The sequence below is a fragment of the Streptomyces carminius genome (assembly GCF_002794255.1).
GTDB lineage: Bacteria > Actinomycetota > Actinomycetes > Streptomycetales > Streptomycetaceae > Streptomyces > Streptomyces carminius.
The window spans coordinates 131641-158328 of sequence record NZ_PGGW01000039.1 but is presented as its reverse complement, the minus strand read 5'-3'; the positions used below and the strand labels follow the sequence as shown (position 1 = coordinate 158328).

Annotated in this window: 21 protein-coding genes; 9 read left to right on the top strand and 12 right to left on the bottom strand. The window is 74.3% G+C overall.

Going from position 1 to position 26688, the window contains the following annotated elements; translation table 11 throughout:
- Nucleotides 1-9: 9 nt before the first annotated feature.
- The 4 genes from CUT44_RS11160 to CUT44_RS11145 form a co-directional block, all read right to left on the bottom strand.
- Complete coding sequence (locus CUT44_RS11160) at nucleotides 10-1194, bottom strand: XdhC family protein (protein ID WP_100201775.1); 1185 nt, start codon at nucleotides 1192-1194, stop codon at nucleotides 10-12.
- Nucleotides 1195-1272: 78 nt separating this feature from the next.
- Nucleotides 1273-3492 carry a xanthine dehydrogenase family protein molybdopterin-binding subunit gene (locus CUT44_RS11155; protein ID WP_100201774.1) on the bottom strand — a complete coding sequence of 740 codons (2220 nt, stop codon included), beginning with the start codon at nucleotides 3490-3492 and terminating at the stop codon, nucleotides 1273-1275.
- A complete protein-coding gene (locus CUT44_RS11150; protein WP_100201773.1) occupies nucleotides 3489-4472 on the bottom strand; it encodes an FAD binding domain-containing protein in 984 nt (327 codons plus the stop codon). The genes CUT44_RS11155 and CUT44_RS11150 overlap by 4 nt, the downstream gene beginning before the upstream one ends.
- Nucleotides 4473-4484: 12 nt before the next feature.
- Entirely contained in the window at nucleotides 4485-5111 is a 627-nt protein-coding gene (locus CUT44_RS11145) for a (2Fe-2S)-binding protein (protein WP_100201772.1), read from the bottom strand.
- A gap of 597 nt (nucleotides 5112-5708) precedes the next feature.
- Between CUT44_RS11145 and CUT44_RS11140 the strand changes: the two genes are divergently transcribed.
- The 3 genes from CUT44_RS11140 (at nucleotide 5709) to CUT44_RS11130 (ending at nucleotide 8838) form a co-directional block, all read left to right on the top strand.
- Nucleotides 5709-7298, top strand: a complete 1590-nt coding sequence (locus CUT44_RS11140) for a pentapeptide repeat-containing protein (RefSeq protein WP_332888260.1) — start codon at nucleotides 5709-5711, stop codon at nucleotides 7296-7298.
- A gap of 205 nt (nucleotides 7299-7503) precedes the next feature.
- Nucleotides 7504-8172, top strand: coding sequence for a class I SAM-dependent methyltransferase (locus CUT44_RS11135; RefSeq protein WP_100201770.1), 669 nt, complete (start codon nucleotides 7504-7506; stop codon nucleotides 8170-8172).
- A gap of 255 nt (nucleotides 8173-8427) precedes the next feature.
- Entirely contained in the window at nucleotides 8428-8838 is a 411-nt protein-coding gene (locus tag CUT44_RS11130; protein WP_100201769.1) for a hypothetical protein, read from the top strand.
- A 43-nt stretch (nucleotides 8839-8881) separates the two neighbouring features.
- Here the strand turns inward: CUT44_RS11130 and CUT44_RS11125 are convergent, their stop codons facing one another.
- Nucleotides 8882-11470 carry a hypothetical protein gene (locus tag CUT44_RS11125; RefSeq protein WP_100201768.1) on the bottom strand — a complete coding sequence of 863 codons (2589 nt, stop codon included), beginning with the start codon at nucleotides 11468-11470 and terminating at the stop codon, nucleotides 8882-8884.
- A gap of 68 nt (nucleotides 11471-11538) precedes the next feature.
- Nucleotides 11539-12231, bottom strand: coding sequence for an ABC transporter ATP-binding protein (locus CUT44_RS11120; RefSeq protein WP_233221341.1), 693 nt, complete (start codon nucleotides 12229-12231; stop codon nucleotides 11539-11541).
- A 213-nt stretch (nucleotides 12232-12444) separates the two neighbouring features.
- On the opposite strand from CUT44_RS11120, the gene CUT44_RS11115 reads away from it, so the two are divergent.
- Nucleotides 12445-12870: an excalibur calcium-binding domain-containing protein gene (locus CUT44_RS11115; RefSeq protein ID WP_100201767.1), complete on the top strand. Its 426-nt coding sequence runs from the start codon at nucleotides 12445-12447 to the stop codon at nucleotides 12868-12870.
- 99 nt (nucleotides 12871-12969) lie between these two features.
- Here CUT44_RS11115 and CUT44_RS11110 read toward each other — a convergent pair whose 3' ends face one another.
- Nucleotides 12970-13608: an HAD family hydrolase gene (locus CUT44_RS11110; RefSeq protein ID WP_199185673.1), complete on the bottom strand. Its 639-nt coding sequence runs from the start codon at nucleotides 13606-13608 to the stop codon at nucleotides 12970-12972.
- Between the two features lie 159 nt (nucleotides 13609-13767).
- On the opposite strand from CUT44_RS11110, the gene CUT44_RS33515 reads away from it, so the two are divergent.
- Nucleotides 13768-14118 (top strand): hypothetical protein, encoded by a 351-nt coding sequence (locus CUT44_RS33515; RefSeq protein WP_100201901.1) that lies wholly within the window; start codon nucleotides 13768-13770, stop codon nucleotides 14116-14118.
- 23 nt (nucleotides 14119-14141) lie between these two features.
- On the opposite strand, the gene CUT44_RS11100 is transcribed toward CUT44_RS33515, so the two are convergent.
- Nucleotides 14142-15590 carry an NAD(P)/FAD-dependent oxidoreductase gene (locus CUT44_RS11100; RefSeq protein WP_199185672.1) on the bottom strand — a complete coding sequence of 483 codons (1449 nt, stop codon included), beginning with the start codon at nucleotides 15588-15590 and terminating at the stop codon, nucleotides 14142-14144.
- A 352-nt stretch (nucleotides 15591-15942) separates the two neighbouring features.
- Entirely contained in the window at nucleotides 15943-17889 is a 1947-nt protein-coding gene (locus CUT44_RS34500) for a DNRLRE domain-containing protein (RefSeq protein ID WP_146252197.1), read from the bottom strand.
- Between the two features lie 450 nt (nucleotides 17890-18339).
- Between CUT44_RS34500 and CUT44_RS11090 the strand changes: the two genes are divergently transcribed.
- Nucleotides 18340-18762 carry a phage holin family protein gene (locus tag CUT44_RS11090; RefSeq protein ID WP_233221340.1) on the top strand — a complete coding sequence of 141 codons (423 nt, stop codon included), beginning with the start codon at nucleotides 18340-18342 and terminating at the stop codon, nucleotides 18760-18762.
- Nucleotides 18759-19133: a DUF3618 domain-containing protein gene (locus CUT44_RS33510; protein ID WP_100201765.1), complete on the top strand. Its 375-nt coding sequence runs from the start codon at nucleotides 18759-18761 to the stop codon at nucleotides 19131-19133. The genes CUT44_RS11090 and CUT44_RS33510 overlap by 4 nt, the downstream gene beginning before the upstream one ends.
- Here CUT44_RS33510 and CUT44_RS11080 read toward each other — a convergent pair.
- From CUT44_RS11080 to CUT44_RS11070, 3 genes are all read right to left on the bottom strand, one after another.
- The gene (locus CUT44_RS11080; RefSeq protein ID WP_100201764.1) at nucleotides 19095-20147 is read right to left on the bottom strand and encodes a YihY/virulence factor BrkB family protein; all 1053 of its coding nucleotides are present in this window, start codon (nucleotides 20145-20147) and stop codon (nucleotides 19095-19097) included. The two genes, CUT44_RS33510 and CUT44_RS11080, sit on opposite strands and share 39 nt — an antisense overlap.
- Before the next feature lie 106 nt (nucleotides 20148-20253).
- Nucleotides 20254-22092, bottom strand: a complete 1839-nt coding sequence (locus tag CUT44_RS11075; protein WP_408646735.1) for an MFS transporter — start codon at nucleotides 22090-22092, stop codon at nucleotides 20254-20256.
- A gap of 156 nt (nucleotides 22093-22248) precedes the next feature.
- On the bottom strand, nucleotides 22249-24525 hold the full coding sequence (locus tag CUT44_RS11070; RefSeq protein ID WP_332888259.1) for a D-alanyl-D-alanine carboxypeptidase: 2277 nt from the start codon (nucleotides 24523-24525) through the stop codon (nucleotides 22249-22251).
- 196 nt (nucleotides 24526-24721) lie between these two features.
- Here CUT44_RS11070 and CUT44_RS11065 point away from each other — a divergent pair, with 196 nt between their 5' ends.
- On the top strand, nucleotides 24722-25510 hold the full coding sequence (locus tag CUT44_RS11065) for a GOLPH3/VPS74 family protein (RefSeq protein WP_100201763.1): 789 nt from the start codon (nucleotides 24722-24724) through the stop codon (nucleotides 25508-25510).
- Nucleotides 25511-25757: 247 nt separating this feature from the next.
- The gene (locus CUT44_RS11060; RefSeq protein ID WP_100201762.1) at nucleotides 25758-26618 is read left to right on the top strand and encodes a helix-turn-helix domain-containing protein; all 861 of its coding nucleotides are present in this window, start codon (nucleotides 25758-25760) and stop codon (nucleotides 26616-26618) included.
- The last annotated feature ends 70 nt before the right edge of the window (nucleotides 26619-26688 follow it).

The following is a 26688-nucleotide window of genomic DNA, read 5'->3' as shown; positions in this document are numbered from 1 at the left end:
GGGCTGTGGTCATGTGGGCTGCGGGATCGGGTGTAGCTCCTCGGGCGTCGGGGCCAGGCGATGGATCGGGCCCGTGGTGTGGGTGAGGGGACGGGCGGGGGCCTGGTGGGTGTGGGCGATGATCTCCGCGGTGATGGAGATCGCCGTCTCCTCGGGGGTGTGGGCACCGAGGTCGAGGCCGATCGGTGAGTGCAGCAAGGTGAGTTGGTCATCCGGGACGCCGGCCTCCCGCAGCAGTTCCAGGCGGCGGGCGTGGGTGCGGCGGGAGCCCATCGCGCCCACGTAGCCGACGGGCAGGCCCAGGGCCAGGCGCAGCAGGGGTACGTCGAACTTCGCGTCGTGGGTGAGGACGCAGATCGCGGTGCGGGCGTCCACCTCGGTGGCGGCCAGGTAGCGGTGCGGCCAGTCGGTGACGACCTCGTCCGCGTCCGGGAAGCGGGCCGGGGTGGCGAAGACGGGGCGGGCGTCGCAGACGGTGACGCGATAGCCGAGGAAGCGTCCGGCCCGGCTGAGGGCGGCGGTGAAGTCGACCGCGCCGAAGATCAGCAGGCGGGGCGGCGGGGCGTGGGTGTGGACCAGGAGCGTGAGGTTGTCGGGGCAGGGGGCGGTGGTGTCGGGGGCGTTGGGGGTGGCGGGGAGGTCGGTGCGGGCCGTGCGGGCCGTGCGGCCGACGCGTAGGAGGGCGCGGGTGCGGGCGGCTGCCGTCCGGTCCTGGCGTTCGTCGCCGCCCAGGGTTCCGTGGTGGGTGTCGTCGTCGCCGAGGACGGACAGGGTGCGGCCGAGGAGTTCCGGCGGTCCGTCCACGACCCGGGCCACGGCGGCGGGCCGGTCCGCTGCCACCGCGGCGAGGGCTGTGGTGAGGTGGGGTTCGGTGGTGGGGTTGATCCGCTGTATCAGGATGTCGAGTTCGCCGCCGCAGGTCAGGCCCACGGCGAAGGCGTCCTCGTCGGAGTAGCCGAACCGCTCCCGTACCGCCGTGGGCCCGTCCGCCTCCAGGGTGTGGCGGCACAGTTCGTAGACGGCGGCCTCCACGCAGCCGCCCGAGACGCTGCCGACCGCGTTCCCCTCCCCGTCCACGGCCAGCGAGGTGCCGACCGGCAGCGGCGCGCTGCCGCTGACCTGGACGACGGTGGCCAGGGCGAAGGGGCGCGCCGCGCGGCACCAGGCGTGCAGTTCGTCCGCGATGTTCAGCATGGCGGGTCTCCGGGAGCAGGGAGCGGGAGGGAAAGGACGGGAGGGGGCGGGAGGGGAGAGGGGGCGGCGGCCCCCGGCTCAGAGCAGGGCTTCGACGGTGATGGGCAGGTCGCGGACGCGGCGGCCGGTGGCGTGGAAGACGGCGTTGGCGATGGCGGGTGCCACGCCGACGGCGACGACCTCGCCCAGTCCCTTGACGCCGATGGGGTCGGTGTCGAAGTCCGCGCCGTTGTCGAGGTAGACCGCCCGCAGGTCGGGGACGTCGGCGTTGACGGGGACGAGGTAGTCGGCCAGGTTCGCGTTGACGATCCGGCCGTCGCGGTGGTCGGTGACCGTGTGCTCCAGCAGCGCCTGGCCGATGCCGCCCACCATGGCCCCGAGCGCCTGGCTCTCGGCCAGCTTGGGGCTGATGATGCGCCCCGCGTCGTACACGCCGAGCATCCGCCGCACCCGCACCATGCCCAGCCGGGCGTCGACGGCGACCTCGGCGAACGTCGCGCCGAAGGCGTACATCGACGACCGCGCCGGTCCCGAGGGCGGGGTGAAGGAGCCGAGCACTTCGAGGTGGGCGCGGTCGTTGCGGGCCAGGAGCCGCCGGTAGGTGTCCGCGCGCGCCGGGTCGCCGGGCACGTGCAGCCGGCCGGCGCGGACGACGACCTCGCCAGCGTCGGCGCCGTACAGGGGCGATCCCTCGTCCGCGACGGCCAGTTCGACCGCCTGCCGCCGCAGCCCGTCGCAGCCGTCCTGGACGGCGGAGCCGACGCTGGCCATGGTGAGGGAGCCGGAGTGCGGCGGGGCCGTGGGCATGCGGGAGTCGCCGAGCCGGAAGGTCACCTTGCGCAGGGGCAGGCCGAGGGCGTCCGCGGCGAGCTGCGTCATCGAGGTGTACGTGCCGGGCCCCATGTCGCTTGACGCGCACTCGACCAGGGCCGTGCCGTCGGCGTCCAGCCGGACGCGGGCCTGCGCCCCGAACCGCAGGGTGTGGTAGCAGCCGGCGGCCATGCCGGTGCCGACGAGCCAGTCGCCGTCGCGGGTGGCGCGCGGCTTCGGGGCGCGCCGGTCCCAGCCGAAGGCGTCGGCGCCCACGCGCAGGCATTCGCGCAGCCGCCGGGTGGAGAACGGCAGCCCGCTGGAGGGGTCCTCGGCCGGTTCGTTGCGCAGCCGCAGCTCGATGGGGTCGACGCCCAGTTCGTGGGCGAGTTCGTCCAGGGCCGACTCGACGGCGAACGCGGCGGTCGCGTAGCCGGGGCCGCGCATGTAGGTGGGGGTGTTCACGTCCAGCGGCACGGTCCGGTACGTCTGGCGGACGTGGGGGGTGGCGTAGAGCATCTGGCCGGGGCTGAGGGCGCTCTCCAGGAAGTTCTCGTACGTGGAGGTCTCGGCCCGCAGCTCGTGGACCATCGCGGTCAGCCGTCCGCCGCGGCTGCTGCCCAGGCGCAGCGTGTAGGTGTAGGCGGGCCGGTAGCCGACGCCGTGGTAGAGCTGTTCGCGGGTCAGGACGAGTTTCACCGGGCGCCCGGTGACGCGGGCGGCCAGCGCCGCGACGGCGGAGTGCGGCCAGACCCGCGCGGCGTTGCCGAACGCGCCGCCGACGAAGGGCGAGACGACGCGCACCGACTCCGGCGGGATGCCGAACACGGCGGCGAGTTCGTGCTGCGTCCCCTGCACCCACTGGGTCTTGTCCCAGACGGTGAGCTCGTCGCCGTCCCAGCGGGCGAGGGTGGCGTGCGGCTCCATGGCGTTGTGGTGCATGCGGGCGAGCCGGTAGGTGGGCTCCAGGCGTACCGGTGCGGCGGCCAGCGCCTCGTCCGGGGTGCCGCGGACGTAGTCCTGCGGGGGCAGGGGGTCGTTGGCGGGGCGGCCGGGGGCGGCCAGGTCGGTGGCGGGCCGCTCCGCCCGGTAGGAGACGCGTACCAGGTCGGCGGCGTGGCGTGCGGCCTCCAGGGTCCGGGCCACGACCACGGCGACGGGCTGGCCGAAGAAGCGGACCCGGTCGTCCTGGAAGACGTGCAGCCGCTCGCCGACCGGCGGGTCCGTGATCGCCCGGGGGTTGTCGCGGTACGCCAGCTTCGGTGCGTTCAGGTGGCCGATCACGGCGAGGACGCCGGGTTGGGCGAGGGCGGCGCGGGTGTCGACGGCGGTGACGCGGCCGAGGGCGATGCTGCTGCCGACGAGGACCGCGTGCGCCGCGCCCCTGACGTCGTGGTCGGCGGCGTACTCGGCCCGGCCGGTGACCTTCAGCCGCCCGTCCACCCGGGAGAGCGGCGCCCCGACGGCTGCCTGCGGCTGGGGGCTCACCTGGTACCTCCCACGGTGCGGAGCTGGCGTTCGACGGTGCGGCGGAGCAGGGCGGTCTTGAAGCGGTTGTGCGCCAGTGGGCGGGCGCCTTCGGCGGCGTGTTCGGCGGCCTCGGCCCACAGGGCGTCGGAGGGGCGCCGGCCGACGAGGTGCCGTTCGACGGCGGGAAGCCGCCACGGGACGGTGCCGACGCCGCCGGCGGCGACCCGCGCCGCGCGGATCGTCCCGCCGCGGAGGTGCAGGGCGACGGCGGCGGAGGTGAGGGCGAACTCGTACGACTGCCGGTCGCGCACCTTCAGGTAGCCGGAGCGGAGCGGGCGCGGGTGGGGCGGTATCTCCACTGCCGTGATCAACTCGCCTGGTCGGAGCGCCTGTTCGCGGTGGGGGGTGCGGCCGGGGCGGAGGAGGAAGTCGGTGAGGGGGACGGTGCGTTCGCCGCCGTCCGGGGCCAGGAGGTGGACGGTCGCGTCCAGGGCGGTGAGTGCCACGGCGGCGTCGGAGGGGTGGGTGGCGACGCAGTGGGCGGAGGTGCCGAGGATGGCGTGGGTGCGGTTGTGGCCGTCGCGGGCCGCGCAGCCCGAGCCGGGGTCGCGCTTGTTGCAGGCGGCGGTCACGTCGCGGAAGTACGTGCAGCGGGTGCGCTGCATGAGGTTGCCGCCGATGGTGGCCATGTTGCGGAGCTGCGGGGAGGCGCTGAGTTCCAGGGCCTGGGAGAGGACGGGGTAGGTGGTGCGTACGGCGGGGTGGGCGGCGGTGTCGGACATCGGTGCCAGGGCGCCGATGCGCAGGCCGCCGCGTGCGGTGGGGGTGATCGCGCGTAGCGGCAGGGCGGTGATGTCGACCAGGGTGCGGGGGCGTTCGACGGTCTCGCGCATCAGGTCGACCAGGGTGGTGCCGCCCGCGAGGTACCGGCCGCCGCGCCGCCCGGCGGCCAGCGCGGCCTGGGTGTCGGAGGGCTTGGTGTAGGTGAAGGGGTGCATGGTGGCCGCGCCTCATTTCCGGTGCGCGGCGGCCTGGCCGACCGCCTTGACGATGTTGGTGTAGCAGCCGCAGCGGCAGAGGTTGCCGCTCATCCACTCCCGGATCTCGGTGGCGGAGCCGGTGTGGCCCTCCCGGATGCAGGCAGCGGCGGACATGAGCTGGCCGGAGGTGCAGAAGCCGCACTGGAAGGCGTCGTGTTCGATGAACGCGCGCTGGAGCGGGTGCAGTTCGCCGTCGTCCGCGGCCGGGGCGCCGGGGGCCAGGCCCTCGATGGTGGTGACCTCGGCGCCTTCCAGGCGTATGGCGAGGGTGAGGCACGCGTTGACGCGGCGGCCGTCGACCAGGACGGTGCACGCCCCGCAGGCACCGGCGTCGCAGCCTTTCTTGGTGCCGGTCAGAGCGAGGTGCTCGCGCAGCAGGTCCAGGAGTGAGGTGCGGTTGTCGACAGTGAGGGTGTGCCGCTCGCCGTTGACGGTCAGTGAGACGCGGCCGGCGGGCGGACGGGCGGCGGCCGGTGCGGCGGAGGCCGCGGGTGTGCCACCGGCGGCGACGGCGCCGCCCACCGCGGCGGTCGTCGCGACGAACGTACGCCGGGACGGGCCCGGGGGCGGTGGGGGCTCGGCGGGTTCAGCGGGCATGTGTGCCCCTTCGGCTCGGTGGTGGATCGGCGGACGGTCGTACGCGTCGGCAGTGCCTTGCGGCCGTTCCTGGCGGATTCGGGCACGGGTGCCGTCTCGGTGACGCTCTCCCGGCGCGGCCGTTCCGGGGCCGCTTGGCGGAAGGAGCCGAGGGCGGCGAACCGGCGGACGAATCCGGTGCCAGGGCCCGCGCCGACCCCGGTGACCGGCCTGCTCTGTCCCCGGTGGTCGACGGCTGCCACAGCACCCCTCTTTCAGTCGATGCCTGGTTGACAGTTAATGACAGGTAGGCACCTACTGTCCAGTGCTGACAGCCTGACATCTTTGACGGCTCTGCGGGATCGCTCACGACAGACCGCCACTCGGGTAATCCGGAATATGGCGGTCCGTCTGTTCGCCGAGCGGAGTTGGAGCGGCCTCAGCCCGCTCCGGCAACTGTCGGCCGGGATCAGGCGTCCACCGGGCATGACCCAACCGAACCCCCAACCGTCCCCAGAGCCACCGGGCTGGCCGCACTGTGGCCACGGCGCCACCCCGGCCGATCCGGTCGGTTGTCGCGGCATCCACGTCGGTGAACACGCAGTCTGCCTGGCTCACTTGGACGAGGCCGACCGCTTCGCCTATCTCGCCGCCCTGGCGCCCGGTGCCGACATCGACCACTGCGGTACCCCCTTCACCCCCGAACTGCTGGGCCAGTTACTCAACGCCCTACGCGACCCCGCCACCGGGCGCCCCCAATTCGGCGACGCCTGGTTCGCCAGGTCGTCCTTCTCCGACACCGCCTGGTTCGCCGGGTCGTCCTTCTCCGGCGACGCCCGGTTCTACGAGTCGTCCTTCTCCGGCGAAGCCTGGTTCGCCGAGTCGTCCTTCTCCGGCGAAGCCGGGTTCTACGGGGTGTCCTTCTCCGGCGACGCCCGGTTCCACGAGACGTCCTTCTCCGGCGAAGCCTGGTTCGTCAAGGCGTCCTTCTCCGGCGAAGCCGATTTCGACGTGGCGTCCTTCTCCCGCAAGGCCCGGTTCGACACGTCGTCCTTCTCCGGCATCGCCCGGTTCGAGGGGACGCGCTTCGAGAAGGCGCCGCACCTGGGGCCGCTGGTGTGCGACCGGCAGGTGGTGCTGGACGGTGCGGTGTTCGAGGCGCCGGTGACACTGGAGATCGCCGCACCTCGGGTGAGTTGCGCGCGCACCCGGTGGGCGTCGACCGCCACCCTGCAGCTGCGCTACGCCGAACTGGACCTGCGAGACGCGGTCCTGGAGTACCCGGTACTGGTCGCCGCCCGCCCCGACCCCTTCCCCAGCTTCGGCTCGGACAGTTCGCTGCCGGAGATGGAACTGTCCGGCCAGGACCCCGGCGTGCGCCTGACGTCGCTGGGCGGGGTGGACGCCGCGCACCTGGCGCTGCACGATGTCGACCTGAGCGGGTGCCGGTTCGCCGGCGCGGTCCACCTCGACCAGTTGCGGGTGGACGGCTGGTGCACCTTCGCCACCACCCCCACCGTCTGGAACCGGCGCCTGCCCTGGCGGTGGAGCCGCCGCAACACGCTGACCGAGGAGCACCACTGGCGGTCACGTACCGCCCGCCGCCCCGCCCTCGCCCGCGGCTGGACCACCCCGCCGCAGGACGCCCCCAACCTGAAACCGGCCGCGGTGGCCGCGCTGTACCGGCAACTGCGCAAGTCGCTGGAGGACGGCAAGAACGAGCCGGACGCCGCCGACTTCTACTACGGCGAGTGCGAGATGCGCCGCCACGACACCGGCCGGCCCTGGGGCGAGCGGGCGCTGCTGACCGCCTACTGGGCCCTGTCCGGCTACGGGCTGCGCGCCGCCCGTGCGCTGGCCTGGCTGGGGGCGGCGATGGCCGTCACGGTCGCGGTGATGGTGCTGTGGGGCCTGCCCGCCGACGATCCGAAGCCGACCACCACCGGCCGCCAGGTCGCCGCCGGACAGCAGGTCACGCTGACCACCGACACCCCCGACCCGGCCAACCCGGCCGGGCCGTGGTCCGAACGCGTCACCGCCGAGCGGAGCGAGAAGGCCCTGCGGGTGGTGATCAACTCGGTGGTCTTCCGCTCCTCCGGCCAGGACCTGACCACCACCGGCACCTACACCGAGATGGCCTCCCGCCTCGCCGAACCCGTCCTCCTCGGCCTGGCGGTCCTGGCCGTCCGCAGCCGCGTCAAGCGCTGACTGACGCACCGCCTCGACGGCCAGGGCCCCTCGTGGCACGCCGCACAGCCACCGGGCGCCGAAGCAACCGGTGCGCTCGCGCGGTCACGAGCCACCGCACGGAGGACTCCGGCACGGAGGCCACGGCCCCCTGCCCGCTGAAGTCCCCTGTGTGATTTGGCAGTTGGGCCGACGTTCCCCAGGACCACCACCCTATTGTTGGCCGATGCCCACACCCCGCATCGACCGCCCGGCCGATCTCGACGTGGTCCGTGAGTCCTATGACCGGGTGGCCGACAACTACGCCCACATGGTGGTGACGACGGGAGTCGGCGACATCCGCAGCCATCCGTGGCTCAAGGCGTCGATCGACGCCTTCGCCGACACGGTGAGCGGGCTCGGTCCCGTCCTCGACGTCGGCTGCGGGCCCGGGACGGTGACCGCCTACCTCGCCGAACGCGGGCTCGACGTGTCCGGGGTCGATCTCTCGCCCCGCATGATCGAGAACGCGCGCCGTCTTCATCCGCAGTGCCGCTTCAGCGTCGCGTCCGCCACCGACCTCGACCTGGCGGAGGCGTCCCTGGGGGGCGTACTCGGGTGGTGGTCGCTGTTCAACCTCCCCCGCGACGTCCTTCCCCAGGTCCTCGCCCTGTTCGCGCGTGCCCTGAAGCCGGGCGGCCACTTCATCACCGGGACACACGTCGGCGACGAGGACACGGTGCGCACCGAGGCCTACGGAGGTGTGCGCGTTCGCTGGACGACGCACAAGTGGCGGCCGGAACAGCTCGTGGACCTGATCGAGCAGGCCGGACTGCGTCCGGTCGCCGAACTTCGGCTCCCCGCGGACGAGCACAGCGGGCCGAGCGTGGTCGTCATGGCCGAGCGCCCCGCCTGAGGGCCGGGTGCCGGGGGCGGCACAGGGTCTCGTACCGGGCCCCGTCACCTGGCGCCCACCGCTGTCCCCCCTTCGGATGCTCCCCGGGGTCGCCCCTGGGAGGGCCGAGGCAAGGAAACGGCTGAGAACTCCGCGGCCACCGCCCAGGACCCGACTCGGCGCACCGGAGGATGCGACCTTTCGGCCACGGCACTCCCTGTTCCGTTTCCGGCATTTCGGGAGCAATATGGGCTTAATAGATGCAAGGAGCAGAGAATGAGCAGGCTCCGCCCCTCCCGGCACAACCAGTCGTCCTCCCAGTCCCGGCCTCCAGGCGGCTCCGGCGTTCCCGCCCCGCCCGCTCAGCCGCCCCTGTGGAACGGGCCACCTCCCGAGTACGCGCCGACGCGCCCGGCGCGGAAGCGGCACCGCGTCTTCTTCTGGTTCTTCCTGGCCGTCCAGGCGCTGTTCCTGGTCTGGATCATCACGGGGATCGCCGGGAACAGCGGCACCCCGGCCGGGTGCGCCGGACTCACCGGCAAGGAACTGGAGCTTTGCGAGGGCGCCGGGGACGTCGGCACCGCGATCGGTGTCGGACTGATCATCGCCCTGTGGGTGGCCGTGGACGTCATCCTCGGCCTGACGTACCTCGTCTACCGGCTCGCCCGCAGGCAGCCCGCCGCATAGTGCGGGCCGGTCCCCCGCCGCCGGGGCCCGGCCCAACCGGACCTCAGCCGGACCGGGCCTCGGTGACGCGGAGCCGGCGGACGGAGTGGAGGGCGGCCAGGAGGGCGGCGAGGTGGATCGCCGCGGCGAGCACGCCCAACTGCCACCACGGGAGGCTCAGGACGAAGCCGGAGATCCGCGCGGCGAGGACCGTGCTCGGCACCACGGCGATCACCAGGCCGAGCAGGGAGCTCATCGCCAGCAGAACCCCGTGCTGGCAGAGCAGGACGTCCCGCGCCCAGCGCGGGGGGATGCCCACGGCGACCAGTTGAGCCAGATAGCCCCGCAGGATGCGGGTCTGGCTTCGGGTGGCGGCCAGGACCGCGGCGAGGGCCAGGAGCACCAGCCCCGCCGCGGTGGCCAGCAGCGCGGCCGGGGGCACCGGGTCCTCCGGCGGCACGTGGATCAGGACGGCGCCCGCGTCCATTCCGGCGTCGACGACGGCCTGCTGCAGGGCATGTGCCTGCTCGCCGGAGACACCGGTGACCATGACCGGCCCCTGTGACTGGATCGGCAGCTCCAGCGCGTGCGCGGTCGAGCGCAGCATGATCCCGTCGGAGCCGGCCCGCCAGCGGGCCGGTACGGGATCGACCGTGGCCGCGGGCAGTTCGACGCCGCCGCGCAGGACCTCGTCCCCCTGCCGGACGGTGAGCCGGACGCGCGCGTCCCTCCCGGTGGGGGCACCGGACTCGTCCGCCCAGACCAGCAGGCCGCCGTCACGCAGCAGGGAGGCCTGGGCGCGGTCGAGCCGGAGGCCGAGCAGCCGCTCGACCTGACCGGAGGTCTCCGCCGCGAGCAGGCTGCCGTCGCTACCCTCCCGAACGGCCATCCGCGGGTTGTCGGCACCGCCGGCCATCAGGTATCGCACCTCCGTACGGGGCAGGCCCTCGACCGCGCCGGACCGCTCGACCGTACGCAGCAGCGCCTCGTCCGGCGGGAAGGTGTCGCTCCCGTGACCGGCGAGCAGTACCTGCCCGGGGAGCACGGAGGGGTACGACTGCTTGTCCGCCGTGCGGATCAGGGTGTCCAGCAGGGCGAGATAGCCCAGCGAGGCACCGGACAGCACCGTGAGCACCGCCAGGGCGGCGCAGGCCCTGCGCCGGTCGGCGGCCAGCCGGCGGCGTACCAGCCGACGGCGCGGACCGTTCTCCGGCAGGAGCCGCAGCATCCCGCCGAAGACATCGGGGACGACCAGCAGCACCGCGGCGGTCACGATTCCGGTCAGGATCATGGCGTCGGCCGGTGAATCGACCCGGGTCGCGTACACCACCACGGCGCACCACGCAGCGACGGCCGACAGATGCCGGGCATGGCGGGCCAGGCGGGAGGGCCGGGGGGAATCCGGCTCGGACGCGGGAGCGTCACGGTCCTCGCGGTACGGCCGGACGGACGCCTCGCGCCGGGAACGGAGAAGGATCGCTCCGGCTGCCAGCCCGGTCAGCAGGATCACCGCGAGCAGGCGCAGTACGGGCGTCGTGAGGTCGTCGAGCGGTCCCGCGGGACGGTCGCGCAGGTGGGAGATGAGCGCACGGCCCCCGATGCCCGCCGCGACACCGGCCAGCGCCCCGCAGAGCGCCGCCCCCAGCGCCCAGGCCAGCGCGGCCAGGACCTGCCCGGCCGCCGCCACCGTCCGGGGGACGCCCACGGACACCAGGGAGCCCGTGGTGCGCCGGAAGCGGCGGTCGTTCATCCCGAACAACAGCAGGACCGCCGCCGCGGGCACCAGCAGGGAGGGGACGGTGTAGCCGGCCGGGGTCTTCTCGATCCACGTCTTCTCCGGCCGCACCGACAGCTCGTCCCTGGTGGTCAGGGTGGCGGCCACGGCGTCCCGCCCGACGGATTCGGCGGGTCCGGAGTCGGCACCGCCCCGGTCCGGTGCCCGGTCCTGCTCCCAGGAACGCGCCGCGGCGGTGAACGCGTCGACGACCGCCCGCTGCCGCTCCCCGGACCACGTCAGGTCCGGCTGGGCGCCCAGCACCGGGAACCCCTCGGTCAGGGCGGGGTCGAGCCCGGCCCAGGTGCCCGGTCCGAGCAGCAGGTTCGTCGTGCTCGCGCTCCGGTCGTCGGCGGTGCCGACGACCTTCAGCCGTACGCCGCCGAGCACTGTGAGGATCTCGCCCGCCGGAGTCCGCACATCGTCCGGTTCGGTCACGACCGCCTCGCCGGGACGGCTCGGCCACCGCCCCGACAGCAGCTCGTACCGCGCGGGGTACGGCCGGGCGGCCCAGTCGGTCTCCAGCGCCGTCACGTCGCGGGCCGGCGTGGTGTCGAGCTGGACGTCGGTGGCGCTGAGCACGACCTCGGCACCGGTGACACCGGCTTCCCGCACCCGGGTCCTCAGCTCCGTGACGAACGTGTCGTCACCCGGTGGCAGGACCACTCCGCTGCCGTAGCCGACCCGCGCGTCGAACCGGCCCAGTTGGCCGTCGGCGACCTGGTCACCCGAGAGGGACAGGGTCCGCAGGGTGACGAACATCGCCATCACCAGCAACGCGGCGACGAACACGACCGCCACCGACCGGGCCAGTGCCCGGGAGCGCGCCAGCCGCCGGGCCAGCCGGAGCGTCAGGCGGAACTGGTCGGCGGATGTCATCCGGTCAGGTACTCGCACGTTCCTGGAAGCCCTCGCGGTGTCGATGGGTTCGGCGGTCTCCATGGGGTTCACGAACGGAATTCCAGCCGGCCGTCGACGACCTCGTGGACGGTGTCGGCGTACTCGCGGCAGCGCGGGTCGTGCGAGCAGACCACGGCCAGCACGCCCTCGTCGCACAGCTCCCGGAACAGCCCGAACAGGTCCCGGGTGGCCGCCGAGTCCAGCGCGCCGGTCGGCTCGTCCGCCAGCAGGATCTCCCGCCGCCCGGTCAGCGCCCGTGCCACGCCCACCCGCTGCCGCTGACCGCCGGAGAGCTGCCACGGCAGCCGGTCCGCCGGCCCGGACAGACCGACGCGGGCCAGTTGCGCCAGCGCTTCCTCGTGCGCCTCGCCGACCGGGAGGCCGCGCGCCTCCAGCGGCAGCGCGACGTTCTCCGCGGCGGTGAACTCCTCGATCAGGTTGTGCTCCTGGAACACGACGCCGACGGTGCGCAGGCGTAACGCGGCGCGCCGGGCCTCGTCGGCCGTGCCCACGTCGACGTCGCCGACCCGGATCTCACCGGAGTCGGGGAGATCCAGGCCGGCCAGCAGGTTCAGCAGCGTCGACTTGCCGGAGCCGCTGGCGCCGTGGACGCACACGAACTCCCCCGCCCGGGCGGTGAACTCCACGTCCCGCGCCGCCCACACGGTCTCGGCGGCGGAGCGGTACGCCCTGCACACCCCGCTCATCCGGATCAGCGGTACGTCCGCGGCTGTGGTCAACTCGGCATCCGTTCCATCGTTCACCCGATGTGGTTCCGTCACTGTGCCAGGGGGCGACGCCGTCGACGTCGTCTTTCCCGCGCGTGGCTCGTTCGGCGCGCTTGACGGATGGTCACGTTCTCATCACCGTGCGCGAGTTCTCCTGACGGAGCGGGACGGAGCGGATACGTTCGGCGACGCAAGTTCGTTTCCGGTTCAACAAGGGGCACCAACGTGAAGCTCATCAAGCCCGCCGCCGTCGCCGTCAGCGCTCTGGCGCTGGCCGTCCTGCCGTCCGTCACCGCCTCCGCCCACGGCGGGGGAAACCCGTTCGAGAACTGCACCGCCGCCTACGAGGCCGGTCACTCCAACATCCCGGAGAGCAGCTCGCACTACGCCCCCAAGCTGGACCGCGACAGGGACGGTGTCGGTTGTGACAAGCCGCCGGCCGACTTCGTCCCGGCCCCGGCGGAGGACGAGAGCAAGGGCGGCGAGGAGTCGTCCGGCGTCGAGGAGAGCACGGGCCAGGAGCAGGACGGCACGGAACTGGCCGAGACCGGCGGTGATGACACCACGCCCTACATCGCCGGGGCGGGTGTGGCCGTGCTGCTGGCCGGGGTCGGGCTGGTCGCGGCCCGCAGGCGCCGCGCCACGGACTGACCGGCCGCGGCAGCGGTCGGCGGAGGCGCACGGAGGCGGCCTTCCGGGAGATCCCGGGAGGCCGCCTCCATGTGTGGTGGGTGGCGGGCGAGTGTGGGGTCAGGACGTGATCAGACCCCGCAGGTCGTGCAGGGAGTCGAGGTGCCAGTCGGCGGGCTCGGTCTCGGGGGTGCCGGCCCACAGGTGGCCCCAGGGCCCGCGCCGCAGATGGGCGACGCGCAGGCCGTACGCCTTGGCCGGGGCCACGTCGTTGACCGGGTGGTCGCCGACGTACACGATCTCTTGCGGGGCGGCATCGGCGAGTTCGGTGACGCGGGCGTAGAAGCCGGCCGAGGGCTTGGCCACGCCCCACTCCTCCGAGGTGGCGACGGCGTCGGCCGGGAGGTCGAGGGCGCGCAGGAGCTGCCCGGCGCGGGCGGTCTGGTTCCCGGCGACGACGACGCGGAACCCGGCCTCGCGCAGCGCCGTCAGGGCGGGGCGGACGTCGGGGTGGAGGTCGCTCTCGTCCAGGTGCTCGCCGCGCCCGGCGGCCTCCCGGGCGCGGTACTCGGCGCCGATGTCGATGCCCGGCCGCAGCAGCCGCAGGGCGTCGCCGCTGTCCCGGCCCTGCCCGACGACGGCGCCGACCAGGGCGGCCATGGTGTGCCGGGGCACGCCGAGCCAGTCGGCCCAGCCCGCCCAGTACCGGTCGTCGCGGACGAGGGTCTCGCCGATGTCGAAGGCGACGGCTCTGATCACCCGCACCAGCCTACGGCGGAACGGCGCCCGGGGCAGGAGCGCGGGGCAGGGGCGCGGCGGGGAACGCAGCGGGGGCCCGGCAGGCGATCCGGCAGGGGGCCGGCGGGAAACACGCAGGTGAGCGGGAACTTCCGGGCCCGGGGCCCGCGTCCTCCCCGTATGGGGAGACGGACCGTACCGGCCGAGGCCGGATACCTGGCAGGGCTCGGCGCGGGCACGGGGCTGGTCGCGTGGACGATCGGCGCCGAACGCCATCTCATGGGCGGCTTCGAGGGCGAGGGCCGGGATCCGAGCGTGCTCTACGTCGAGCTGCCGCTGCTGGTGCTCGGCGTGCCCGCCGCCGCCGTCGCCGTCCTGCTGCTGACGCACCGCGTGCTGGACGGCCGGGTGGAGCGCGCCGGGGTACGGAGTGCGCTGTCGGCCGGTGCGGCGCTGGCCGTGGCGGCGGCGCTGGTGTGGGGCGGGCTGGCCTGGCTGGCGGCCACCGAGCCGCCGGTGTACCGGGAGTAGTGCCGGAGGACGGGCCGGGGCGGTCAGCCTCCGGCCGTTCCGGGGGCGGTGGCCCGGCGGGCGGCGCGCAGCGCGCGCAGCACCCGGCCGGGGGCCAGGAGCGCGGTGGGCGGCTCGACCATGTGGACGACGCGCAGGAACGTCCGCCCCAGCGCGGCGTCGACGGAGGCCGCGGCGCGGTAGCGGGTGAGGTAGCGGTCGAGCAGGACGTCGGCCGGTCCGCGCCGCCCCTCCGCCTCGGGGAAGCGCAGGTCGCCGCCCGCGGCGAGCAGCCACGGGGTGTCGACCGCCTTCGCGGCGGCGCGGAAGAAGCGCCGGGGGAGGTCGTGGGGATCGGGGCCGGGGCCGGGCCCGGGGCCCTCGGCCAGGAGGCGGCGCAGCAGCAGTGCCTCCAGGGCCGCCGCCGTCATGCCCTGGCCGTAGGCCGGGTTGAAGGTGCACAGGGCGTCGCCCGTGACGAGGAAACCGCCGAGGTGGCGGTCCAGCTTCTCGTAGTGGTGGCGGACGCTGGCGGGGTAGCGCGTCCGCGCGGGCTCGTCCAGCGGTTCGGCGGTGCGCAGCACCTCGGCCACGTCGGGTCCGGCCAGGCTCTCGGCGTAGGCCAGCATGCCCGCCTCGTCGGTCGGGGGCTCCTCGCCGTACTGGCCCGCGAGGACGACCGCGAAGCGGTCCCCCTCCACGGTGATCAGGGCTCCCGAGCGCGGGTGCCCGGGATAGCCCACGATCGCCGCGGCCTTCCGGCCGCCGAGGTGGTGGGGTTCGCGCCGGAAGTGGCGGGTGACGTAGACGATGTCGGCGCGGACCTCCGTCTTCGCGGGCAGCGGGTGGCCCAGTTCCGTCAGCCAGTGCAGGGTGCGGGAGCCGCGGCCGGCGGCGTCGACGACGAGGTCCGCGTCGAGCACCGTCTCCCCGGCGGCGTCGGTGCCGCCGGTGCCGTCGGTGCCGTCGGGGAGTGGACGCGTCCGTACGCCCGTGATCCGGGTGCGGTCGGGGGTGGTGACCGGGCCGAGCACCTCGGTCGAGGGCATGAGCGTGACGTTGCCGAGGCCGGTGACGCGCTCGCGCACCCGGTGTTCCAGCAGGGGTCGGCTCAGGCCGTACGAGAACAGCCCGGAGGGCGCCCGGCGGACGTGGTGGCCGTCGAAGTACCAGTGGGCGTCGCCCTGGGTGTCGGCGCGTACGGCTCCGGCCTCGGCCAGCTCGTCCAGGAAGCCGGGGAACAGCTCGTCCAGGGCCTCGGCGCCGCGCGCGAGCAGGACGTGCAGGTGGCGGCTCTGCGGGGTGCCCCGGCGGGGTGCCGGGACGGCGGGCAGGACGTCGCGGTCGAGCACGGTGACCCGCTCACAGGCGTCGGCGAGCGCGCGGGCCGCCGTCAGCCCCGCGATGCCTGCGCCGATCACCACGGCGTGCGGCCCGGCGGCCGGGGTGGGGCGGTCGTCGGCGGGGCGGTCGTCCGGGAACGCCGGGGGCATGGGCGGACTCCGTTCCGTGGGGGCCGGGCGGGCCGGGGCGGCCTGCCCCCGGCCCTGGGGGAACTTCCGGGAAGGCTGCTGAAAGGGTGTCAGCTCTCCCGGTGAGGAGCCTACGCCGCCGGCGTGCCGGGCGGGCCGTTCCCCGGGGGAGTCCGACGGCGGCGCACGAACGGGCCCCGCCCGGATCGGCACCGTGGCACGGGCGCGGGTCGGCATCCCCCGGTACCGGCCGGGCGCCGTTCCGCTGCGGCCGAGTGCGGATCCGGCCGGGCCGACCGGCCGAAACCAAGTCCCCGGCACCGGGGCGGCGGGCGGCCACGGCTCCGCCCCGCCCCGCCCGGTGCCGGGGACGTCAGCGGCCCTCGTCCGGCGGTTCGCAGCCGTCGTCCGGGGGCTCCTCGCAGTCGTCCGGGGGCTCCTCGGTCGGCAGGGCGACGGTGAACGGCACCTCGGCGGACCAGTCGGGGTTGTAGTGCGTCCCGTCGTAGCCCTGGGTCCGGAAGGCGTACGTCCCGCCGTCCGCCAGCCGTCCCGGCGGCACCACGACCTCGGCGGTCCCCAGGGAGTCCCGCGGCCCGGACTCCAGGACGGCGATCAGCCGACCGGTCCCGGTGTCGTAGACCTCGAAGGCCGTGTCCACCCGGTCGCCGTCGGCGTCGTAGACGATGGTCCGCAGGGTCGGGGTGAGGGTGTCCACCTGCCACACCCCGTCGTTGCCCTGCTCGAACGGCGGCCCGGCCATCGGGTTGAAGGCGGTCATCGGCGGGATGTTGTAGGTGACGGTCAGCCGGGGCTGGTTCTCCGGGTGCTCGGAGGAGTTGACGCGCTTCCAGCCCCCGACGGCGTCGGTGCTGGCCTGAATGCCCAGGTAGGCGTCGCTGGTCCGCCGGTGGGCCCAGGACTGCACCAGGTCGGTGGCGTCCGCGGTGATCCAGCCGGGCTCGCCGCAGGCCGGGTTGCCCCTGGTCTCGGCGGAGGAGGCGTACAGCTCCGTCCACTCGGGCTGCCGGTCCCACCGCGAGGCCCGGGACGGGGCGCCGGTGGACCACAGAGTCCACGAGTGGGGCTCGCAGTCGGTGTTGCCGGAGTGGAAGTTCCACAGCAACAGCTCGGCGGAGAAGACGTTGGCGCCCGCGAGGCCGCCGAAGCCCCACTGGATGAAGGACCGGGCGGTCCGGGGGGTGCCGTCCTCGTTGACCGTGCCCGGGTTGCCGAAGTCGAGTTCGGTGTCGCCGGACCAGTCGACCGTCTCGCCCTGCTGCACGTAGGTGTCGAAGGCCGCGCTCAGCTCCGAGGCGCCGGGGTCGACGGTGACGGGGTAGCGGGTGGCGGGGTCGGCGAGGAAGTCGGCGTCGGGGGTGAGGACCAGGTCGACCGCGCCGGGACCGCGCTCGACCACCGCCATGTCCACCGGCGCGCGGCGGGTGTGCTCGCCGGAGACCGGGTCCACGGCCGCGTCCCACATCACCGGCGCGGGCAGCACCGCCCGCTGCCGTCCGGTGGCGGCGTCGGTGAACAGCACCGAGCCGTCCGGTTGCGCCGCGGCCCGCAGGCCCTCGGTGCGGACGGGCAGGGTGTAGGAGTAGCGGTCGGTGTCCGGGCGGCGCTTGATCTCCACGAACTGCTCGAAGCCGGTGCGGGTGGCCTCCACCAGCACGTCCGCGCCGGGTACGGCGTCCGGGTAGCGGGCGGTGGTACCCGCCAGCACCGGCGCGGGCAGGCCGCCCCGCCACTGGAGGGTGATCTCGCCCTCGCCCGTGCCGAGGGTGACCAGGTCGCGCGGGGCGGCCTCACCGGCCGCCGCGAGGGAGCGGGGGCGCTCGCCGCCGCCCGCGTCCAGGGTGAGGTCCCCGGGGTGGGCGCGGGCCTCGACGCGTCCGCCGCGCCGGACGAGGGTCGCGTCCACCGGCCGCCACCGCCCGTCGCGCCGGACGCGTTCGGGCCCGGGGGTCAGGGTGGTGGTGCGGGTGCCGTCGGGGTTGACGACGGTGCGGGCGGTCTCCGTGGTGCGCGAGGCCAGCTCGACGGACTTCCCGGTGCGGCGGGCCTCGGCCCGAGCCCGGGCCGTCTCGGCGGCCGGGCCCGCCGCACCGGCCGCACCGATCGCCGGGGCCCGGTCCGGCGGGCCGGTGGTGCGGGCGTCCGCCGGAACGGCGAGGGCCCCCGGCACCGCCACGGTGAGGGCCGCCCCCGCCGCCAGCCGGGACAGCGCGCGTCCTGGTGGCCGCTTCCGCCGCCGGTCCCGCGACCGGTCCCGTAATCGTTCCCGTGACCGGTCACGCCGCCACAGCCCTGGCATGTCTCAGCTCCTCTCCGCCCGCCCGCTCGCCCGCCGTGGGGAGCGGAGCCGGTCGCACAGCCGGACGACGCGTCCGGCGGCACCTCCGCACGCCGCGCCGCCAGTCTTCCTAGGGGGACCGGCGCCGCCGGACAAGAGGACCTGCCGGAACGACCGGCGCCAACCGGCCATCGCGGCGCCGCCCCGGCGACCGCGCTCGCCCCGGTATGGGCCGTCTCGTACCGCGCCCGCGAGCACGGGGAAGCGCGGGAAACACGGGAAACGCGGGGAACCGCGCCCTTCGCGCCCCCGCCCGGCCGGACGGCACGGGAATGGCCTGTTGCGCACGCCCCGGACCGCCCGTCCGGCCGGACGGGCACGGCGGCCGGACTGACGATCGGGTGACACATGGTTAGCCGACCGTGAGCGGAGGTACTCGCAGCGGTGACCCACGAGGGGAGCGCAACGACGATGAGCACGATGCATCGGATGGACGGACACCGGAGCGGGAGCGAACACTCCGTCGGTGAGCTGGTGGCACGCGCCACCGCGCAGATGTCGCAGCTCGTACGGGAGGAGATGCAGCTCGCCCGGACGGAGATGGCCGAGAAGGGCAAACGGGCCGGGCTGGGCGGCGGACTGCTGGGCGGCGCCGCGACGGTCGCCTTCCTCGCGGTGCAGGCCGGGATCGCGTCCGCGATCGCCGGGCTGTCCGTGGTGTGGCCGGTGTGGCTGTCGGCCCTGGTGGTGATGGTGGTGCTGTTCCTGGTCGCCGGCCTGCTGGCGCTGCTGGGCAGGCAGGAGGTGCGCAAGGCGGCACCGGTGAAGCCGGAGGGCGCGATCCGGGGCATGCACGAGGACTTCGACGAGATCAGGGGAAGGGTGCGGCGATGACCGCTTCGAGCGATCCCGGCGCCTCCGGCCTCCCCGGCATCCCCGCCGACCCGGACACCCCGGCGGAACTGCGCGCCCGTATCGAGCGGACCCGCCGGGAGCTCGGCGACACCCTCGAGGAGCTGGCCGCCAGGACCGACGTCAAGAAGCACGCGCGGCGCAGGGCCGCGCAGGCGGCACAGGCGGGACGGCGCGGGGCCCGGCCGCTGGCCGCGGGCGGCGGCCTCGTGCTGGCCCTCGCCCTGGCGGCCCTGGCGCTGCGCCACCGGCACCGGTGGCAGCGGCCCCGGCCCCGGCCGTATCTGGCGCGGCACAACGGGGAGGTGCCGGGCTCAGTCCGCCGGCTGGTCGCGTTTCTCCCGCACCACTGAGCCGGCGGGCGGCGCGCCGTCCGCCTTGTCGTCCGCGGCGGCGTCGTCCGGGGTGCCGTCCGCCGTGCCGTCCGCGGCGTGGCGCCGCTCCCGGCGGCGGCGCTTGAACTCCAGACGGAGCGCGCGCGGCCACTTGGCGGTGTCGCGCGGCTCCACGTACGGCTCCTCCCCGCGCGGCAGCCCGCCGGCGTACGCCCGCCGGCGGGCCAGCTCCGCGTCCAGCTCCAGGCCGAGCAGGATGGCCAGGTTCGACAGCCACAGCCACACCAGGAAGACGACGGCCCCGGCGAGCGTGCCGTAGGTCTTGTTGTACGAGCCGAAGTTCGCCGTGTAGACCGCGAAGCCCGCCGAGGCGACCAGCCACAGCAGCACGGCGAGCACACTGCCGGGCGCCATCCGCAGCCCCCGCAGCCGGGCGTTGGGCGCCGACCAGTACAGCGTGCTGATGATCGCCGCCACCAGCAGCACCAGCACCGGCCACTTGGCGATCGACCACACCAGCAGCGCCTGGTCGCCCAGGCCGACGACCTTCCCGACCTTCTCCGCGATCCCGCCCGTGAACACCACGATCACCGCGCTCAGTGCGAGCAGCACCATCAGCACCAGCGTGACGCCGATCCGCAGCGGGGTGAGCTTCCACACCGGGCGGCCCTCGGGGATGTCGTAGACGTGGTTGGCGGTGCGGATGAACGCGGCCACGTAGCCGGAGGCCGCCCAGATCGCGGCCAGCAGGCTGAAGATCGCCAGCAGGCCGCCGCCGGTGCCGCGCTGCAGTTCGTTCACGGCGTCGAACAGGATCTCGCGGGCCGGGCCGGGGGTGAGCTGCTCCAGGTTCTCCAGGATGGTCTCGGTCGCCCGCTCACCGACCGTGCCCAGCAGCGAGACCAGCAGCAGCAGCGCCGGGAAGATCGACAGCACCCCGTAGTAGGTGAGGGTCGCCGCCCGGTCGGGGATCTCGTCGTCCAGGAACTCCTTGACCGTGCCGCGCAGCAGGGCCCACCACGTGTTCGCCATGGCCTACGGGATTCCCGGTGCGGGCCCGGTCATGTGCGGGTGCGGTCACGGGCCGGCCCGTGACCGGACCCGGCTCACCGGGCGCGCGGAGCGGGCCGGGCCCGGCTCAGTCCGCCCCGCGCTCCTCCGGCGCCGGGCACGGGGTGCCGCGCGGCAGCCGGTAGGGCGCGGCGATCCGGTAGGTGCCGGGGGCGGGCGCCTCCAGCACCGTCCACTCGTCGGCCGGCGGATCCTCCTCGCCGTCGCCCACGTTGCCGCCGTCCTGTCTGCCCTCCGTCACCGGCTCGGCCGCCCGCAGACAGCCCGCCGCGTTCGGTTCGCCCTCCTCCGGCGGCTCGACCGGCTTCCCCTCCTCGTCCACCAGTCCCAGCCACGGCGACCAGGGTATGCGGACCCGCACCTCCCCCGGCTCGGGCACGGAGACCTCCACCCCCTCCGCGGCGGCCCGTACGACCTCGGCGGGCGGATCGGCCATCGGCACCGGGTCGACGACCCGGTACAGCCGCCAGTTGGCGTCCGACCAGACCTCCTCCAGATACGGCAGCCCGCCGCGCACCAGCTCGGCCTCCGCCTCGCCCGCACCGTCCGGGTCGTCGCTGGGCAGCACCACGTAGCGCACCGCCCAGCGGTCCAGCCAGCGGCGGTAGGAGTCCGCGGTGAGCGGGACGTCCTCGTCGTAGAAGAGGGGGTTGCGCTCGGTGTCGGCCTGCCGGTTCCAGCCGCGGGCGAGGTTGACGTACGGCACCAGGGCGGACGCCTCGCGGTGGCTGCGCACGGGGACGACCTCGACCCGGCCGCGCTCGGCGTCCACCCGCTGGAGCCGGTCCACCAGCGGGGCCAGCTCGCGGGCCCAGGCGGCGTCCGGGGTGGTCCGCACCACGTCCCACACCGGCTTGAAGAGCTGCCAGCCCAGGACCGTGGTGAAGACCAGCAGCAGCGCGGTGTACCGGCGCGCGTGCCACCAGGGGCGTCCGGCGGCGGGGGCGACCACCCGCTCGGTCAGCAGCGCCAGCAGCACCACGTTGCCGAAGATCAGCGCCAGCCGCTCCACGTTGGAGCCGACCTGCGAGGGGATCGCCCAGGTGGCGATCACCCCCAGCCCGTACACCGCCGCCCCGAGCCGGGCCGTGCGCCACTCGCGCGGGGCCAGCACCCACACCGCCGCCGAGCAGAGCACCGGGAAGGCCAGCGACGACAGCGGCATCGGCTGCTCGCCGTGGAAGGGGAACAGGAGCGCGGAGGTGGCCACCACCACGGGCGGCGGGAGCGCCAGCGCGACCGTCACCCGCCACCGGCCCTGGAGCAGCAGTCCGGCGGCCACCACCATCAGGAACAGCCCGGCCACCGGGCTGCCCGCCGTCGCCAGGCCGGACAGCACCGCGGCCGTCACCACCCGGGCCCACCGGCGGTGCCGCCACCGCGGCGGCCAGGCCCAGATCGCCGTCACCGCGCCCAGCGCGAACAGTATCCCCAGCCCGAAGGTGACCCGCCCCGAGACGGCGTTGCAGGTCAGGGCGAAGGCGCCGAACAGCGCGACCGGCAGCGGCCGGCGCAGCGGGGAGCGGACCAGGAGCAGTGCCAGCAGTCCCGCGGAGAGCGTCCCGGCGACGATCATGGTGGCCCGTACCCCGATGACCGCCATCAGGTACGGCGAGAGGACGCTGTAGGAGACCGGGTGCATCCCCCCGTACCAGGCCAGGTTGTACGCGGAACGCGGATACCGGCCGACGAACTCCGCCCAGGCGTCCTGCGCGGCCAGGTCGCCGCCGCTGTTGGCGAACAGCAGGAACCACAGCAGGTGCAGTACGGCGGCGAACAGCAGTGTGCCGACGACCGTCGCCGTGCCGGCCGGGCCCGCGGCGCACAGGGCGCGGACCCGGCCGGCGGCCTCGGCGAGGAACCGCCGAAGGGTGCGGTACGGGCGCAGGGGCCCCGCTTCGCTCACCACGTTCCGTAACTCCTGTCTCGGTCTCCCCCCGCCGGCGGGCGGCCGGCCGGGATCCGGGGCCGGCACCGGCCCCGGACCGCGGCGTTCCTCTCGCACCGGGCGCCCCCGATGCCCGGGACGCGCCGGACGCACCGGGCGCACTGCGTACCCGCCCTACAGGACGCGGGTGAGCCGCGCCCCGATGCCCGGTTCGGCCAGCTCCTGCCGGAGTGCCACCGGGACCTTCACCTGGCCCGGCCCGCTGCCCACCGTCAGGGTGCCGACGGTCTCGCCCGGTGCCGCCTCGCCCGGCACGGTCTCGCCGCCGTCGGTCAGGCCGAGCTCGACCTCCAGACCGGGCCAGCCGACCGCCGTGACGTCCTCGGTGGCGACCACCTCGGTACGGCCGCCGAGGCCGTCGTCCACGTAGCCGACCACATCGCCCTTCGCGACGATCTTCTCGGCCTTCAGGGCCTCCTGCACGGAGACCAGCAGCTCCCGGCTCTCACTGACGACGGTGTCGATGATCGGCGGCTTGTGCTGCCCGAGGACGGCGCCGATGATCAGCTGGGTGGTGCCGCCGATCTCCTTCTCACCGGCGAAGAGCAGGTTGCCGCCGGCCGCGGTGGTGGTGCCGGTCTTGATGCCCACGGCGCCGTTGTACGGGACGAGGCGGTTCCAGTTGCTGTGCGCGGTGCCGTTGCGGTCGGTGTAGGAGGGCTGCTTGACGATCTCCCGGAAGATCTCGAAGTCCATCACCTTCCTGCCCAGCTTCACCTGGTCGGCGGCCGTGCTGACGGTGTCCTCGCGGAGCCCGCTGGCGTCGGTGTAGGTGGTGTTCCTCATCCCGAGTTCCTCGGCGGTGGCGTTCATCTTCTCGACGAACGCCTTCTCGGAGCCCGCGTCCCAGCGGGCCACCAGCCGCGCCACGTTGTTGGCGGACGCCAGCATCAGGGCGTTGAGCGCCTCCGTGGCGGAGATCTCCTCGCCCGCCTCCACCTCCACGGTGGACTCGCCCTCGGCGCTGAGCCCCGCGTCCTCCTCGGCCTTCTCGTCCACGGGGATCATGGGACCCTCCTCCCCCTTCTCGAAGGGGTGGTCGCGCAGGAGGATGTACGCCGTCATCACCTTCGCCACGCTCGCTATCGGCACCGGCTTCTCCTCGCCGTAGGAGCCGAGCGAGCCGAGCCCCTCGACCTCCACCACGGCCTGCCCCTCCGGGGGCCAGGCCGGGGAGGGCCTGTCGCCCTCGAAGGAGTAGGTGGAGTCGGCGGTGAGGACCAGTTCCGGCGCGGGCAGCGGACGCAGCAGCTGCGCCACGCAGAAGGCGATCGCCAGCAGCACGGCGAGCGGCGACCAGATCTTGACGCGCCGCAGGGCGGTACGGAGCGGGGTCGGCGGCGGGGCGGGCTTGTTCGTCAGCTCGGCCAGCAGTTCCAGGGGGCGGTGCGGCGGCAGCGGCTGCTGCCGCGTCCGCTCGGCCTCCGGCAGACCGGTGTCCGGGGACTCCCCGGGCTTCCCGGAGGTCACTGCGGCGGGCTCGGACGTCCGGGGGCCGTCGGCGGACTTCAGCGGCACGAACCGGCTCGTCCGCTCCGCCCCGGTCTCCGCCTTCCCGTCCTTCTCCGGCTTCTCCGGCTCCGCGGACGGTCCGGCGTCGGTCGGGGTGCCGGTTCCGGCGTCGGTTCCGGCGTCGGTTCCGGGGGGCACCGCCCGGAAGACCGCGGTGGGCTGGTCGACCGTTCCGGTGTCCGCGGGCTTCTCCTCCGGCCCGTCCCCGGCCTCACCGGTGTCCTTGCCGGTGTTCTTGCCGGTGTCCCCGTCCGTGCCGTCCTTCTCCGAACGGTCCCGGGGCACCCGGAAGACCGCCGTCTTCTGGTCCACCGCCGCCGGCTCCGAGTCCTCCGCGACGGACTCCCCGTCCCCGGCCACACCATCCTCGGCGGCGCCCTCGGACGCGTCGCGGTCCGCGGCGTCAGCCGCCCCCACGGTCTCACCGGCTCCCTCACCGGCTCCGCCGGAGACGGCACCGTCCCCGCCGTCCTCATCCCGGTCGTCGTCGGCACCGCCGCCGGTGCCGCTCCCGCTCCCGGTCCCCTCGTCCGCCTCGTCCGCCGGAGCCTCCTCGGGCACCTTCCCCTCGGCAGCCTCCCCGGCAGCCTCCCCGTCCGGCCCCCCGGCGGTCTTCACGGACACCGCGCCGTTCGGCGCCGGCCTCCCGCCCTCGTCGCCACCGGCCTCGCCACCGGACCCGGCGTTCCCGGCTCTTCCGGCATCCGGGCCGGTCCTCCCCGCGTCCGGAGAGGGATTGCTCAGCGCGATACGAGGATCACGCGCCGGTTTGGGAACCGTTCCCACCCTCTCCGTCGTCTTCTCCCCCGACGACATCTGCTGTTCCGACCTGTCGGGGGACTTGCCCGCCACCGAGACCTCCTGCTTGCCGTTGGCCACTCGTCATATCAGTAAACAGTGTCCTGAGAGCCGCCCCTCCCCCGGCACTCGGGCACCGTTTCGCGGCCCCGGAGGGCCGCTAAATTGCCAGACGGTAACGACATACCTACTGGTTCCATGACAAACCACTCAGGCACTCTCGACAGACCTCTGTGAGAGGGGTCACCCTGTCATGCATCCACGCGGGGAGGCATGGATGGGCAGGAGCCGCAGAACACTTCCGGAGGAGCTTCTGCTGCTGGCGTTGGACCCGACCACGGGTACCACGGCACAGCCGCAGTCGCTCGACCTCGGCCTGGCCGGGGCCCAGCTCGTCGAGCTGGCTCTCGCAGGACGGATAGCCCCTGATGGGGATCGCATCGCCGTGGTGCTGCCACGGCCGACCGGAGATCCGACACTGGACTCCGCGCTGGAGTTGCTGCGCAGGCGCGGCAGCCCCGTGCGCGCGGTCCACTGGATCGGCGGGCCCAGGCTCGGGCTACGCCAAACCTATCTCACACACCTGGAGCGCTGCGGCATGGTGCATGCCGTTTCGAGCCAGATGTGCGGGGTGTTGCCGACGACCCGTTACCAGGCGACGGACAACGTGGTCAGCCGGGAGATAAAGGCCCGGCTGGACAGCGCGATCCGCACCGGCGTCCCGCCGGACCCGCGGACCGCGGCGCTCGCCGCCCTGGCCCACGCGGTCGGTCTCGGCAAGCATCTGTACCCCGGCAACGAGGGACGGTCCTCCCGTTCCAGGTTGCGGGATCTGATCAGGCACGACCCGATGGGCGGCCTTGTCGCGCACGCCGTGATGGACGTGCAGAACGGAGTGGCGGCGCAGCCGCGCCGCGCCGCTCCGGGCAGGGCCGGCGCGGGTGGTCCGGGCGGCCCCGTTGGCCCGGGCGGTCCGGGCGGCCGGTCGGTCGCGAGGGCGTCCGCGCCCCCGCAACTGCCCGGGCAGGCGCGCCGGAGCGGGATGGCCCGCGCGGGCGCCCGCTGACCCGGCACCCGCCACCGGTGCGACGCGCCGGATTCCCTCCGTGGAGTCCGGCCGGGCCCGACGGCGGGAGCCACGAAGCAGCCACAGAGCGCGGGGTGGCGGTCCACCGGCCGGAAACGGCCGTGGACCGCCACCCCGCGCTCGTGTGCACGTACCCTCTGTGGCCATTTCCCGGCGGAACCGTCATCGTTGGTGGCAACCTGCTCGGGAAACAGTCCTGTTGAGGATCAGCGGAGGTGCGCGCACTGTGGCGTCCAACGTCAACCCCACCGTCAGACGTCGCCGGCTCGGCCAGGAGCTGCGCCGACTCCGCGAACTCAAGGGCATGACGGCGGAGGAGGTCGCCGAGCGGCTGCTGGTCTCCCAGTCCAAGATCAGCAGGCTGGAGAACGGCCGCCGCAGCATCAGCCAGCGGGACGTCCGGGACCTGTGCGGGGTCTACGAGGTCGAGGACCGGCGCATAGTCGAGTCGCTGATGCAGATGGCCAAGGAGTCCAGACAGCAGGGCTGGTGGCATGCGTTCGGCGACATCCCGTACAGCGTCTACATCGGCCTGGAGACCGACGCGGCGTCCCTGCGGGTGTACGAGCCGCAGGTGGTGCCGGGCCTGCTGCAGACCCGGGCGTACGCGGAGGCCGTCGTCGCGGGCGCGCTGCCGGAGGCCTCGGCGGCGGACGTCGAGAAGCGGGTGAAGGTGCGGATACGGCGCCAGGAGCGCATCCACGACACCAGGAACCCGCTGCGGCTGTGGGCGGTGATCGACGAGGCCGCGCTCCGCCGGCGGGTCGGCGGACGGCAGATCATGCGGGAACAGCTGGAGCAGCTGATCGACTTCTCCCAGCTGCCGCATGTGACGGTGCAGGTGATGCCCTTCGAGATGGGGGCGCACCCGGGGGTCAACGGCCAGTACGCGATCCTGGAGTTCCCGGACGCGGCGGACTCCACGGTGGTCTATCTGGAGGGGGTCACCAGCGACCTCTACCTGGAGAAGGCCGGCGACGTGCACAGCTACAGCGTGATGTACGAACACCTGCGGGCTCAGGCGCTCAGCGCCGACCAGACGCGGGAGTTCATCGAGGGCATCGCCAAGGAGTACACCCGGGGCTGAGCCCGGGGTCCCGCACGGCAGGACGGCAGCGCGGCAGGCGGCAGGCAGTACGGCGGCGAGCGGCGCGTAA